Genomic DNA, 11,886 nt, shown 5'->3' with positions numbered 1-11,886 from the left:
CACCTTAGGGGTACGAGGTGAACCGCCGGTCCCACGCGCGTAGCCATCCGGGGAGCGGCACGTCGTCCCAGGGCACCCGGTGCAGCAGCCGGTCCAGGAACAGCCCGAGCAGTAGCGCGGCCACCCCGTCGGTGAGCCAGTGGAAGTTCAGGTACGTGGTGGTGACCAGCAGGATCGCCGGTGGGGCGAATCGGACCAGCCGGTGCACGGCCGGGTGCAGTCGCCCGGCTGTCAGCGCGGTCAGCAGCACGGCGATCACCCCGTACCAGACGATCGCGTTGGCGACGTGCCCGGACGGATACGAGAGGTCGTACTCGGTGGGCGGCAGGTCGTTGAAGATCCGGACCGACTCGCTCGGCGGTAGATCGGAACTGGGGGCGGCCCGGTCGGTGAGGACCTTGAGCGGCCCGACCGTGAGGTAGAGGAGCACGAACGCCCCCGCCACCAGCAGCAGCGGCCGGACTGTGCGGGCCCGCCAGGCGACCGCCAGGGCGAGCGCCCCGGAGAGCGGCATCAGCAGCCAGCCACCCTGCCCGAGGTAGTTGAGCGCCCGTGCGGTCCAGTAGATCGGTGCCGGATGGTGGGCGTAGGCCCATTCCCGGACGGCGAGGTCGAGCCCGAGCAACGCCCCTCCGGCAAGAGCCAGGGTCAGCGCGCCGGCCCCGACCAGTAGCAGCGCGTCAAACCACCAGCCGGCCGGGCGGACGGGCCGTAGCCGCAGGTCACGTCGTACCGCCGTGGTTTTGCGCACGGGACCACGCTACCGGCCCCGGGCGATGCCGCCGCATTCCGCGCTGTGGGCCCAGCCACGATGAGAGGCGAACGTGGGGTGCGACGCGGCATGCTTGTGCCCGTGCGGATCACTTCTGCCCTCGTGGACCCAGCGCTGCTCGACCTGCCCTGGTCGACCCCGCTGGAGGAGTGGCCTGCCCAACACCTGGTGGCGCTGCCGCAGGGCATCTCCCGACACATCGTCCGGTTCGTCCGGTTGGGTGAGTACGTCTACGCGTTCAAGGAGACTCGGGAGCGGATCGCCGAACGGGAGTACGACCTGCTCCGGGCCCTGGAACGGATCGACTTCCCGTCGGTCGAGGCGGTGGCGGTCGTCGCGGACCGGCAGACCGAGGACGGGGAACCCCTCGAGTCGGTGCTGATCACCCGGCACCTGCAGTTCTCGCTGCCCTACCGGGCGCTCTTCTCGCACACCCTGCGGCCGGAGACGATGAGCCGGCTGCTGGACGCGCTGGCTGCGCTGATCGTGCGGATGCACCTCACCGGCTTCTTCTGGGGCGACTGCTCGCTGTCCAACACGCTCTTCCGGCGGGACGCCGGAGCGTTCGCCGCGTACCTGGTCGATGCGGAGACCGGCGCACTGCACACCACGCTCTCCAACGGCCAGCGCGGCGAGGACCTGGAGATCGCCCGGGTGAACATCTTCGGCGAGGCGCTGGATCTGCAGGCCGCCGGCCTGCTGCACGAGTCCATCGACCCCGAGGTGGTCTGTGAGGAGGTCGTGCAGCGCTACGAGCGGCTGTGGCACGAGATCACCTACGAGCAGGCCATCGAGCGGGAGGCCCGGCACGACATCGAGGGCCGCATCCGTCGCCTCAACGACATGGGCTTCGACGTGGCCGAGGTGGCCATGTCGACCATCGACAACGGGCGCTACCTGGTCCGGCCCAAGGTGGTCGACGCCGGTTACCACACCCGACGGCTGCTGCGCCTGACCGGCCTGGACGCCGAGGAGAACCAGGCCCGCAAGCTGCTCAACGACCTGGACGCCTACCGGGCGGAGAGCGACCTGACCGACGAGCAGCAGGCGGCGCACCGCTGGCTCACCGAGGTCTTCGAGCCGGTGGTCCGGGCCGTGCCCGCACACCTGCGCCGCAAGCTGGAGCCGCAGGAGCTCTTCGTGCAGATCATCGAGCACAAGTGGCTGCGGTCCGAGCGGGCTGGCCGGGACGTCGGGATGCGTAGCGCGGTCCAGTCGTACCTGGCTGAGGTGCTGGTGCACCGCCCCGACGAGCAGGCCGTACTCGGCGTCGAGGTCCCCACCGCCGGCTGACCCGGCACTTCTGGACCGCCGCCCCGGGGTCACTCCACCCAGGAGCCGCCGCGCAGCACGCGGACCACGGTGAAGTCCTCGTTCAGGACGACCAGGTCGGCGCGCAGGCCCACCTGAAGGGCACCGATCTGGTCACCGAGGCCGATGGCGCGGGCCGGGGTGGTGGCCACCATCCGAGCCGCGTCGGCGATCGGGATTCCGGCCCGCACGGCGTGCCGCAGCGCGGCGTCCATGGTCAGGGTGCTGCCGGCGATCGCGCCGTCGCGGGCCAGCCGGGCCACCCCGTCGGCAACCGAGACGGCCTGGCCGCCCAGCTCGTACTCGCCGTCGGGCATCCCGGCGGCGGCCATCGCGTCGGTGATCAGCGCGGCCCGGTCCGGGCCGGCGGTCGACGTGGCGAAGGTCAGCGTGCCGTCGTGCAGGTGCACGCCGTCGGCGACCAGCTCGCAGACGACGGTGGGCGCGTCGAGCAGGGCCACCACCGGGCCCGGCTCGCGGTGGTGCACCGGCCGCATGCCGTTGAACAGGTGAGTGCCGACGCTCGCTCCGGCGGCGACCGCGGCGCGGGTCTGGTCGTACGTCGCGTCGGTGTGCCCGACCGCCGCGACCACCCGGTGGGCGGTGAGCAGCTTGATCGCCTCCAGCGCGCCGTCGCGCTCCGGGGCGAGGGTGACCATCCGGATCGCGCCGCCGCCCAGTTCGATCAGCTCGGTGAGCTCCTCGGTGGACGGGTCGCGGAGGTACTCCGGATTCTGCGCGCCACAACGGGCCGTGGATAGGTAGGGCCCCTCGAAGTGGATGCCGGCCAGCACGCCCTCGTCGACCAGCGGGGTGAACGCCTCGGTGGCCGAACGCATCAGCGGAAACGGCGCGCTGACCAGACTGGCCAGCAGGGTGGTGGTGCCGTGCTTCAGGTGGAAGCCGGCTGCCGCCCGCGCCTGGTCGACATCCCCGGTGGTGAAGGTGTGCCCACCGCCGCCGTGCGTGTGCATGTCGACGAAGCCGGGCAGGATCCAGTGCCCGTCGCGGACCGACGGGTACTCGGCCACCGCGGTGATCCGATCGCCGTCCCACTCGACGCAGCCCTGTCGGATGACACCGTTCGGGGTCACCACTCGGCCGTTCACCCGTACGGTCATCGCTTCTCCTCGTGGTCGTGGACGCGCAGGGCGTCGAGGGCGAGCAGGGCGGCGCCGAGGCAACCGGCCTCGTCGCCGAGGGCCGCCGCGACGAGACGCGGCTCCCGGTGGAAGGTCATCCGCTCGTGCACCGCCGCCCGCAACGGGACGAGCAGCCGATCTCCGGCCTGCGCCAGGCCGCCGCCGAGCACGATCGTCGACACGTCGAACAGCGCCTGCCCGGAGGCCAGGCCATCAGCCAGGGCCTCGATCGCGTCCTGCCAGACGCGAGCGGCGAGCGGCTCGCCGGCCGCCGCCCGCTCGGCGACCTCGGCCGCCGTCACCGCCGTGGCCGTCCCGTCGGGGGCCGCGCCGGCCAGTTCGGCGTAGCGACGGCCGATCGCGGCCGCCGAGGCGATCGTCTCCAGGCAGCCGGGCCGGCCGCAACCGCAGCGCGGACCGTCCGGACGGACCAGGATGTGGCCGATCTCCCCGGCCGCACCGTGCGCGCCGACGGCCGCCGTGCCGTCGATGACGTGCGCGGCGGCGATGCCCGTGCCGATCGCCACGAAGAGCACGTGCCCGGCGCCCCGGCCGGCGCCGAGCCGGGCCTCGGCGAGGCCACCGACGCGCACGTCGTGGCCGAGCGCCGTGGGCAGGCCGAGCCGCTTCGCCGCCAGGTCCCGCAGGGGTACGTCCCGGAAGCCCACGTTCGCCGACCAGACCGCGACTCCGCGTGCCTCGTCCACCACCCCGGGGACGGCGATGCCGAGCGCGATCGGGGTGAGGCCGTCGGCGCGGGCCTTGTCGGCCAGCCCGACGGCGACGTCCAGGATGGTGCCGACCACGGCGGCCGGGCCGCGCGCGGCGTTCGTGGGGTGCCGCTCGGTGCGTACCGCGACGCCGTCCGGCCGGACCAGGGCGCACTTCATGCCGGTGCCGCCGACGTCGAGTGCGACGACCACCCGGTCGGTGTCCATGGCGTCGGCGTCGTTCACGCCAGCACCACGGACCGGGACAGGTGCCGGGGCGCGTCCGGGTCGAGGCCCCGGCTGGTCGCCAGCGCGACCGCGAACCGCTGCGCCAGGATCAGGTCGGCCATCGGATCGACCGGGGTACGACCGGCGGACCAACTGCCCAGCACGGTCCGCCAGCCATGCGTGCGGCTGTGCACGAAGGCCGCGCCGGTGGCGGCCACGTCCTCGGGCAGGCCGTCGGGCAGGTCACCGAACGCCCAGACCAGCCGACCGGGCGCGGCGACCGAGATGGGCCCGTGCCGGTAGTCCATCGCCGGGTACGCCTCGGCCCAGAAGGTGGCCGCCTCCCGGCACTTCAGCGCGGCCTCCTGGGCCAGCCCGACCGTCCACCCGCGACCGAGGAACGTGACCTGCCCGATGGTGGCCGGGTCGATCGGCAGCGGGGCGCGTACGGCCACCTCGGCGTCGGCGGCCAGCGCGGTCACCGGGTCGCCGAGGTGTGCTCGGAGCAGGGCCAGCGCGGTCGTCGCGAAGCGGGTCTGCACCACCGAGCGCTCGTCGGCGAAGGGCATGGTCACCGCGGCGGTGGCCAGGTCGACCGCCGGGGACGTCGGGTCGCCGACGATGACGGTGCTGGGCACCTGCCCGCGCACTGCGGCCAGTAGCTCCAGCACCTCGGTGGTGGTGCCGGACCGGGTGATCGCGATCAGCCGGTCGTAGCGGCGGCCGAGGGGGTATTCGGACGCCTGGAACGCGTCGGTCTCGCCCTGGCCGGTCTGCTCGCGCCGCGCCGCGTACGCCATCGCCATGAACCACGACGTGCCGCAACCGACGACGGCGACCCGCTCGCCGGGTCGGGGTAGGTCGTCGTGTACGAGACGGGCCAGCTCCGCGGCCTCCCGCCAGCAGTCGGGTTGGCTCGCGATTTCCGCGTCCACAAACGCCATGGGAACTCCCTCGCAGGCCGACCGGTGCGCAATACGGCTCGTTACAGCCATATTTCGCGCGTCATTCTGCGCGAACCGAGGTGGCTGTGGCAACCGACCGGCCGATCGCGCAGGGCGGTCTTTTGCGCGACCCTAGTTTCGCGCATTAGTGTGCACGCAATCAATCACCGTCCGTGCAGTCACTGGGAGGGCCCCCGCGGTGGACCGGTACGCCAGATGGAACGCCCTGCTCGAGATGCTGACCGACAACGGCCGGGTCAGCGTCGAGGCGGCCGCCGAACGGCTGGACGTCTCCCAGGCCACCATCCGGCGGGACTTCGACCAGCTCGCCCAGCAGCAGATGATCACCCGGACCCGGGGCGGCGCGGTCGCCAACGGGGTCTCCTACGACCTGCCGCTGCGCTACAAGACGGCCAAGCACTCGGCGGAGAAGCAGCGGATCGGTGCGGCCGCCGCGGCGCTCGTCACGCCCGGCACCGTCGTCGGCCTGAACGGCGGCACGACCAGCACCGAGGTGGCCCGGGCCCTCGCTGTCCGGCCGGATCTGAACACCAACGCCGAGGGCGCGCAGCTCACCGTGGTGACCAACGCTCTGAACATCGCCAACGAGCTGTTGGTCCGCTCCCGCATGAAGGTCGTGGTGGCCGGCGGGGTGGTGCGCCCGAAGTCCTTCGAGCTGGTCGGCCCGCTGGGCGGGGCGCTGCTGCGCGAGGTCACCCTGGATGTCGCGCTGCTCGGCGTGGACGCGATAGACCCGCAGCTCGGCGCCGCCGCCCACCACGAGGGTGAGGCGGCCATGAACAACCTCATGGTGGCGCGCGCCAAGCGGGTGGTGATCATCGCTGACTCGTCCAAGTTGGGCGGTCACGCGTTCGCCCGGATCTGCCCCGTCGACCGGGTGGAGACGCTGGTGACCGACTCCGGTGCCGACCCCGCGATCGTGGACGCCTTCCGTACTGCCGGCGTGCAGGTGGTTTGCGCCTAGGCGGTTACTCTCCGTCGATAGATTGAACTGTTCGGCGCGCCGATGCATACCGAGTATTGCGAGCGGCTGTATACCGCGTATGGTGTCGCTGTTCACGCCCACCATCGGGGGAGGTGCAGCTTGCCGGCTGTCCTGGAGATCGAAGGTCTACGTAAGACGTACAAGAGTCGTCGACGCGGCACCCGCAACGCGCTCGACGGCTTCGACATGACGGTCGACGCGGGTCAGGTGCACGGCTTCCTGGGCCCCAACGGCTCCGGTAAGACCACCACGTTGCGTACGCTGCTCGGCCTGATCCGTCCGGACGGCGGCCGGATGACACTGCTCGGCCAGGAAGTGCCCGCCGCGCTGCCCACCGTCGCCGGTCAGGTCGGCGCGATCGTGGAGAGCCCACAGTTCTTCCCGCACTTCACCGCCCGCGACACGCTGTCCCTGCTGGCCGGGGCCGGCGAGGTGCCCGCGGCCCGGGTCGACGAGGTGCTCGAGCTGGTCGGGCTGCGCGACCGGTCCGATGAGCGGGTCAAGACGTACTCGCTGGGCATGAAGCAGCGGCTCGCCGTCGCCTCGGCCCTGCTCAAGAACCCGAGGCTGCTCATCCTCGACGAGCCGGCCAACGGCCTCGACCCGGGCGGCATCCGGGAGATGCGCACGCTGATGCGGACGCTCGCCGAATCCGGGATGACCGTGCTGCTGTCCAGCCACATCCTCGGCGAGATCCAGCTGATCTGCGACTCGGTCACGATCATCTCGCTGGGCCGGAGGGTCGCCTTCGGCCCGGTCGACGAGGTGCTCGCCCAGCACTCGACCAGCACGGTGCGGGTCCGGCTGGAGGCGGTCACCGACCTGCCGGCGGCCACCGACGCGCTCACCCGGGCCGGGATCCAGGTCAATGGTCAACCGGACCACCTGATGCTGGCCGGCGTCGACAAGCCGGCGACGGTGACCCGGCTCCTCGCCGAGCAGGGCCTCTACGTCAGCGAGCTGGCGCCGATCGCCGTCGACCTGGAGAGTGTCTTCCTCGAATTGACCGCCACCGCGCCGGTACCCGGCCAGCACCGGCAGGTCGACCAGTCCACGAAGGTTGGTGGCGCGGGTCAGTCCGGTGCCACCGGGGGAGGTTGGGGCGCGTGAGCCTCTTTCGTACGGAGCTGCGCCGGTTGGGCAAGCGGCGCTTCAGCCGCTACATGACGCTGCTCGGCCTGCTGGTGCTGGCCACGGTGGTGATCGGGGTGTTCTTCACGAATCAGAAGATCGACGCCGGTCAGCTCGCCCAGGCCGAGCGCCGGGCCGAGCAGCAGTACCAGCAGCAGATCGTCCGGACCGAGCAGGAGCGGGCCTCCTGCGAGCGGGCCAAGGCAACCAAGTCGGCAGACGCGGCCAACTACCCCGATGACTGCTCGATGATCACGCCGCCACCCCGGGAGTCGTTCGAGGCGCGCTGGTACCTGCCGTCGACGTTCAACTTCCGGGAGACGTTCGACGAGACGCTGATCCCGTTCGCGGCGGTCCTCGCCCTGGTCGGGTTCGTGGTCGGCGCGTCCTTCATCGGTGCGGAGTGGAGCACCGGCGGCATGATGAACCTGCTGCTCTGGCGGCCGAAGCGGCTCACCGTGCTGCTCGCGAAGCTGGCCGCGCTGCTCACCGGCACCCTGGCGGTGACACTGCCGGCCGCGGTGCTCTGGTTCGCCGGTTTCTGGGGGGTCGCCACCTTCCGGGGCACCACCGAGAAGATGACCTCCGGGGCCTGGCAGTCGTTCATGCTGACCGGCCTGCGCGGTGTGGCGCTGGTGCTGGTGCTCACCACCGTCGGCTTCGCGTTGGCCTCGCTGGGTCGGCACACCGCGATGGCCCTCGGTGGCGTGGTGGCGGTGATGGTGGTCGGCCAGTTCGGCCTGGGCATTCTGCTCGCGATGGCCAGCGTGCGGTTCGCCGAGGCGTGGCTGCTGCCCACGTACGCGTTGGCGTGGATGACGAAGAAGGTCACCCTGGAGGACTGGAACGCCTGCAATGCCACCTACTACGGCGAGTGCAAGCCGGCCACCCTGGACATCACCTGGCAGCAGTCGTCCGTACTGCTGTCGGTCGGGGTGGTGGTGATCCTCGGCGCGGCGCTCTGGGCGATGCGTCGGCGCGACATCCGCTGCGCGCGGCGGGGCGGCCGGCCCGGCCGCCGGGGTTCCCGGCGGTGCGGGGCCGGCCGCGCCGGCTGCTGCGAGCCGGGTCGACCCTGGCTAGGCTGGGGATCCCCCCGGTTGGCGTCGCCGGCCGGCCGCCCGCCCCTGCGAGGAGCGCCATGCCCGCCGACGCCACCCCGGCCGCCCCTGAGCCGTCCACTGACGCTCGCCCGGGCGCCGTTGCGGGTGGCGGCGGCCCGGCCGTCCCGTCTCCCCGGCCCGCGCCAGCCGTCGAGGCCACCGAGCACGTCGCTGCGGATCCCGACCAGGAATCCGCGACCGGCGGAACGGCCGTCGAGGCCCCGCCGGAGCTGACCGCCGAGACCGCGCCGGGGCTGACCGAGCGGGAACGGGCCATCCTGGTCTTCGAACAGCAGTGGTGGCGGCACGCCGGGGCCAAGGAACAAGCCGTCCGGGACACCTTCGGGGTCTCCTCGACCCGGTACTACCAGCTACTCAACGGCCTGCTCGACAATCCGGCGGCTCTCGCCGCTGCTCCCCTGCTGGTCGGCCGGCTCCGGCGGCTCCGCTCGTCGCGCGCCCGTAATCGTCGCCGCTGAGCGCTGGTGTCACTTCTTCTCGTACCCCTGTAGCCCGTTGCCGATGGCGAAGAAGGTCGGCGCCCACTCGCCGATGAAGATGCCCCACCGGTCCGCTCGTGCCACGCCGGCCTTCTCCAGGTGCCTGGAGAGGAACCAGCTGGTGAATGAGAGCCCGATGCTGACGAAACCGGCCACGTACATGTGCTCTGCCCTGAGCCCTGACTCGTGCAACCGCTTCAACATTCCGCGTTCCCCCTGTCGCGATGGACGGTTCCGCCCGCTCTCGACGCTACCGTCCGTAACGGTTCAGGCGCTGCCGGTTGACGCCTTCGGTGCCCGTGCTGCCGAGGGGTCTGCCTTCCGGGCCCGGCGGCCACGGCATGTCGGTCGGTCGGCCGGGTAGGCGGGAGGAGTTCCGGGGTCGCGAGGACGCGACCGATTGCCCAGCGGAGGGAGCGGAGCATGACGACAACGAACCAGAGTCAAGCACCGAACAGCACCGGGCAGCAGGCCCGGCAGGAGGCGTCCCGAGTCGGGCAGCAGGCCGCACAGGCCGGCGGTCAGGTCGCGCACGCCGCCGCCGAGCAGGGCGGGCAGGTCGCCGCCGAGGCGCGGCGACAGGCCCGGGAGTTGACCGGCCAGGCCAGCGGACAACTGCGGGATCAGGCGCAGACGCAGCAGCGGCGGGCCGCCGAAGGGCTGCGGGGCCTGGGTCGGGATCTCGGGTCGATGGCCGAGCGCGACGGCGACTCAGGGCTCGCCGGCCAGGCGGTACGCCGGGCGGCCGACGCCGCCCAGCAGGCAGCCGGCTGGCTCGACCAGCGGGAGCCCGGCGAGGTGTTCGACGAGGTACGCACGTACGCACGACGCCACCCGGGGACGTTCCTCGCCGGCGCGGCGGTGGCCGGTCTGCTGGTCGGGCGACTCACCCGTAACCTCACCGGATCCGGCAGCGACGGAGGTGGGGGCGCGGCGGCCGCGCCACCAGCACCGTCTGCCGCAGGGGGGCAGCCTTCGGCCGAGCTGTCGAACAGGACCGAGCGGCAGCCCTATGTCGGAGCGGCACGGCCAGAGAACGTTTCGCCGGCCGGCCGGCCGCAGCCGGACGTGCCCGGCGGGGTGGCACCATGAGTGCCCCCGAGAAGGAGCGGACCCAGACGTCGGTCGGCGAACTGATGGGCGACGTGACGCGGGACCTCTCCACGCTGGTGCGTAAGGAGGTCGAACTGGCCAAGGCCGAGTTGCGCGAAGAGGCGAGCCAGGTCGGCAAGGCCGGCGGCATGTTCGGCGCGGCGGGACTGGCCGGGTTCCTGACTGTCCTGTTCGTGTCGTACGCGGTGTGGTGGGGCCTGTCCAACGCGATGGACCAGGGTTGGGCGGCGCTGATCGTCGCTGTCCTCTGGGCCGCCGTCGCGGCTGGTCTGTTCCTCAACGCGCGGACCCAGATGCAACGGGCCCGAGCGGTGCTGCCCCGGACGAAGCAGACCGCCCGGGAATTGCCGGACGCCCTACGGGGTCGGTGAACGCTCCGGGAGGGAGCAGATCATGTCCAGTGATCCGGATCGGATCCGGCGGGAGATCGAGACGACCCGCGACGAGTTGAGCAATGACGTCGACGCCCTGGCCGACAAGGTCAACCCGCGTCGGATCGCCGGTGAACGCGTCGGGCAGGCCCGCGGCGCATTCACCCGAGCCAAGGAGAAGGTGATGGGCAACTCGAGTCACATGGGGCAACAGACCGGCCAGCGGATGTCGAACGCCGCCGGCTCGGTACGCGCCGAGACCCGTTCGCTCGGGCAGCAGTCTCTCGACCAGGCTCAGGGCAACCCGTTGGCCGTCGGCTTGGTCGCCTTCGGGGTCGGGATGCTGGCCGCCGCACTGGTTCCGCCGAGCGGGCGGGAGCGACAACTCGCTGGCCGGGCCCGAGGCATGGTGAGCGAGCACTCCGATGAGCTGCGTGCCCAGGCGAGCCAGGTCGGCCACCAGGTCCAGGACAACCTGCGCGAGCCCGCGCAGCAGGCGGCGCAGTCGGTGCGGTCCACCGCCGCGCAGGGCGCGTCCACGGTTCGTGACCAGGGCCGCTCGGCCGCCGGGCAGGTCCAGGGGCAGGCGCATGCGGCAGCCGACGACCTTCGGCAGCGGTGACCCGGCCGACGGGTCGGGGCTGGCGCCGGTGATGCGGGTCCACTCCGCGTCCGCGCCAGCCCCGGGCCGCCCGGTCAACGAGGACCTGGTCTTCCGGTTCGGTCCGCTGGTCGGTGTGTTGGACGGCGCGACCGTGCCGGAGGGCTTCGACACCGGCTGCGTGCACGGGCCGGAGTGGTACGTCCGGCACCTGGCCGCCCGGCTCGGCGTGGCCGAGGCGGCCCGTCCGTCGGCCCGGCTGACCAGCAACCTGGCCGCGGCCATCCTCGCCGTCCGCGCCGATCACGGCGACCAGTGCGACCTGGACCATCCCGGCACCCCGTCCAGCACCGTCTGCCTCCTGCGGGACTGCGGCGACCAGGTGGACTACCTGGTGCTCTGCGACAGCCCGCTGGTGCTGGACACCGGCGGCCAGGTCAGCGTGGTGAACGACGACCGGCTGGAGGTGGCGATGGCCGACCTGCGCCGGACGGTCGCCATGGTGCCGGCCGGTGCGGCGGACCGGGCCACCCGATTCCGGCACGCGGTGGGCGTACAGCGGGAGCGGATGAACCGTACGCACGGCTACTGGGTGGCGGCGGCCGACCCGGACGCGGCCTTCCACGCCGTGACCGGGACGGTGCCCCGCCGGGGGCCCACGGCACTGCGCCGGGCGGCGCTGCTCAGCGACGGCGCGTCCAGCGCCGTCGAACAGTTCGGGTTGACCGACTGGGCCGGTCTGCTGGACCTGCTCAGCGCCGACGGGCCGGGTGCGTTGCTCGACCGGGTCCGGGCGGCCGAGCGGGATCACCCTGACCGGCTTCGGCGGCACAAGCCCACCGACGACGCCTCGGTGGTGTTCTGCGACTTCGGGCCAGCGATCATCGGATGACGACGGAGCGTGAGGGAATGCCGGGCCGCCCGACCGGCCGGTACCGTCCGCCGGACCGTCAG

13 protein-coding genes and 1 pseudogene are annotated in these 11,886 nt (G+C 72.3%); 9 read left to right on the top strand and 5 right to left on the bottom strand.

Translation table 11 applies throughout. From position 1 onward, the window contains the following. Window positions 1–4: 4 nt before the first annotated feature. Entirely contained in the window at window positions 5–751 is a 747-nt protein-coding gene (locus V6V47_RS09800) for a phosphatase PAP2 family protein (RefSeq protein ID WP_334627775.1), read from the bottom strand. Between the two features lie 102 nt (window positions 752–853). Here V6V47_RS09800 and V6V47_RS09795 point away from each other — a divergent pair, with 102 nt between their 5' ends. Continuing rightward, a complete protein-coding gene (locus tag V6V47_RS09795) occupies window positions 854–2,065 on the top strand; it encodes a DUF4032 domain-containing protein (protein WP_442934207.1) in 1,212 nt (403 codons plus the stop codon). Window positions 2,066–2,094: 29 nt separating this feature from the next. Here V6V47_RS09795 and nagA read toward each other — a convergent pair whose 3' ends face one another. From nagA to V6V47_RS09780, 3 genes are read right to left on the bottom strand one after another with little or no spacing between them, the layout of a single operon-like run. Next, window positions 2,095–3,204: an N-acetylglucosamine-6-phosphate deacetylase gene (gene nagA / locus V6V47_RS09790; RefSeq protein WP_334627773.1), complete on the bottom strand. Its 1,110-nt coding sequence runs from the start codon at window positions 3,202–3,204 to the stop codon at window positions 2,095–2,097. Further along, window positions 3,201–4,163: an ROK family protein gene (locus V6V47_RS09785; protein ID WP_334627945.1), complete on the bottom strand. Its 963-nt coding sequence runs from the start codon at window positions 4,161–4,163 to the stop codon at window positions 3,201–3,203. The genes nagA and V6V47_RS09785 overlap by 4 nt, the downstream gene beginning before the upstream one ends. A gap of 14 nt (window positions 4,164–4,177) precedes the next feature. Further along, window positions 4,178–5,107, bottom strand: a complete 930-nt coding sequence (locus V6V47_RS09780; protein ID WP_334627772.1) for an SIS domain-containing protein — start codon at window positions 5,105–5,107, stop codon at window positions 4,178–4,180. Between the two features lie 199 nt (window positions 5,108–5,306). On the opposite strand from V6V47_RS09780, the gene V6V47_RS09775 reads away from it, so the two are divergent. The 4 genes and pseudogenes from V6V47_RS09775 (at window position 5,307) to V6V47_RS09760 (ending at window position 8,826) form a co-directional block, all read left to right on the top strand. Further along, a complete protein-coding gene (locus tag V6V47_RS09775; RefSeq protein WP_334627771.1) occupies window positions 5,307–6,092 on the top strand; it encodes a DeoR/GlpR family DNA-binding transcription regulator in 786 nt (261 codons plus the stop codon). Between the two features lie 120 nt (window positions 6,093–6,212). Further along, complete coding sequence (locus V6V47_RS09770; RefSeq protein WP_334627770.1) at window positions 6,213–7,223, top strand: ATP-binding cassette domain-containing protein; 1,011 nt, start codon at window positions 6,213–6,215, stop codon at window positions 7,221–7,223. Next, window positions 7,220–8,230 (top strand): annotated as a pseudogene (locus V6V47_RS09765) (ABC transporter permease subunit); the annotation flags it as partial. The gene V6V47_RS09770 and the pseudogene V6V47_RS09765, both read left to right, overlap by 4 nt. Before the next feature lie 155 nt (window positions 8,231–8,385). Further along, entirely contained in the window at window positions 8,386–8,826 is a 441-nt protein-coding gene (locus V6V47_RS09760; protein WP_334627769.1) for a DUF3263 domain-containing protein, read from the top strand. A gap of 9 nt (window positions 8,827–8,835) precedes the next feature. Here V6V47_RS09760 and V6V47_RS09755 read toward each other — a convergent pair whose 3' ends face one another. Continuing rightward, the gene (locus V6V47_RS09755; RefSeq protein ID WP_334627768.1) at window positions 8,836–9,051 is read right to left on the bottom strand and encodes a hypothetical protein; all 216 of its coding nucleotides are present in this window, start codon (window positions 9,049–9,051) and stop codon (window positions 8,836–8,838) included. Between the two features lie 219 nt (window positions 9,052–9,270). On the opposite strand from V6V47_RS09755, the gene V6V47_RS09750 reads away from it, so the two are divergent. From V6V47_RS09750 to V6V47_RS09735, 4 genes are read left to right on the top strand one after another with little or no spacing between them, the layout of a single operon-like run. Beyond that, window positions 9,271–9,939, top strand: a complete 669-nt coding sequence (locus V6V47_RS09750; RefSeq protein ID WP_334627767.1) for a hypothetical protein — start codon at window positions 9,271–9,273, stop codon at window positions 9,937–9,939. After that, window positions 9,936–10,331, top strand: coding sequence for a phage holin family protein (locus tag V6V47_RS09745; protein WP_334627766.1), 396 nt, complete (start codon window positions 9,936–9,938; stop codon window positions 10,329–10,331). The genes V6V47_RS09750 and V6V47_RS09745 overlap by 4 nt, the downstream gene beginning before the upstream one ends. 22 nt (window positions 10,332–10,353) lie before the next feature. Continuing rightward, complete coding sequence (locus V6V47_RS09740) at window positions 10,354–10,953, top strand: DUF3618 domain-containing protein (protein WP_334627765.1); 600 nt, start codon at window positions 10,354–10,356, stop codon at window positions 10,951–10,953. Further along, a complete protein-coding gene (locus V6V47_RS09735) occupies window positions 10,922–11,824 on the top strand; it encodes a hypothetical protein (protein ID WP_334627764.1) in 903 nt (300 codons plus the stop codon). The genes V6V47_RS09740 and V6V47_RS09735 overlap by 32 nt, the downstream gene beginning before the upstream one ends. Window positions 11,825–11,886: the final 62 nt, after the last annotated feature.

It is taken from the genome of Micromonospora sp. CPCC 205539, assembly GCF_036906815.1.
Classification (GTDB): Bacteria; Actinomycetota; Actinomycetes; order Mycobacteriales; family Micromonosporaceae; genus Micromonospora.
This window is presented reverse-complemented; position numbering and strand designations above follow the sequence as displayed.

What these genes read in the sequence shown, in the direction of transcription:
- nagA (WP_334627773.1), bottom strand. Translation starts at nt 3,204, where the DNA reads ATGACCGTACGGGTGAACGGCCGAGTGGTGACCCCGAACGGTGTCATC.
- V6V47_RS09785 (WP_334627945.1), bottom strand. Translation starts at nt 4,163, where the DNA reads ATGGACACCGACCGGGTGGTCGTCGCACTCGACGTCGGCGGCACCGGC.
- V6V47_RS09780 (WP_334627772.1), bottom strand. Translation starts at nt 5,107, where the DNA reads ATGGCGTTTGTGGACGCGGAAATCGCGAGCCAACCCGACTGCTGGCGG.
- V6V47_RS09760 (WP_334627769.1), top strand. Translation starts at nt 8,386, where the DNA reads ATGCCCGCCGACGCCACCCCGGCCGCCCCTGAGCCGTCCACTGACGCT.
- V6V47_RS09755 (WP_334627768.1), bottom strand. Translation starts at nt 9,051, where the DNA reads ATGTTGAAGCGGTTGCACGAGTCAGGGCTCAGGGCAGAGCACATGTAC.
- V6V47_RS09750 (WP_334627767.1), top strand. Translation starts at nt 9,271, where the DNA reads ATGACGACAACGAACCAGAGTCAAGCACCGAACAGCACCGGGCAGCAG.
- V6V47_RS09745 (WP_334627766.1), top strand. Translation starts at nt 9,936, where the DNA reads ATGAGTGCCCCCGAGAAGGAGCGGACCCAGACGTCGGTCGGCGAACTG.
- V6V47_RS09740 (WP_334627765.1), top strand. Translation starts at nt 10,354, where the DNA reads ATGTCCAGTGATCCGGATCGGATCCGGCGGGAGATCGAGACGACCCGC.
- V6V47_RS09735 (WP_334627764.1), top strand. Translation starts at nt 10,922, where the DNA reads ATGCGGCAGCCGACGACCTTCGGCAGCGGTGACCCGGCCGACGGGTCG.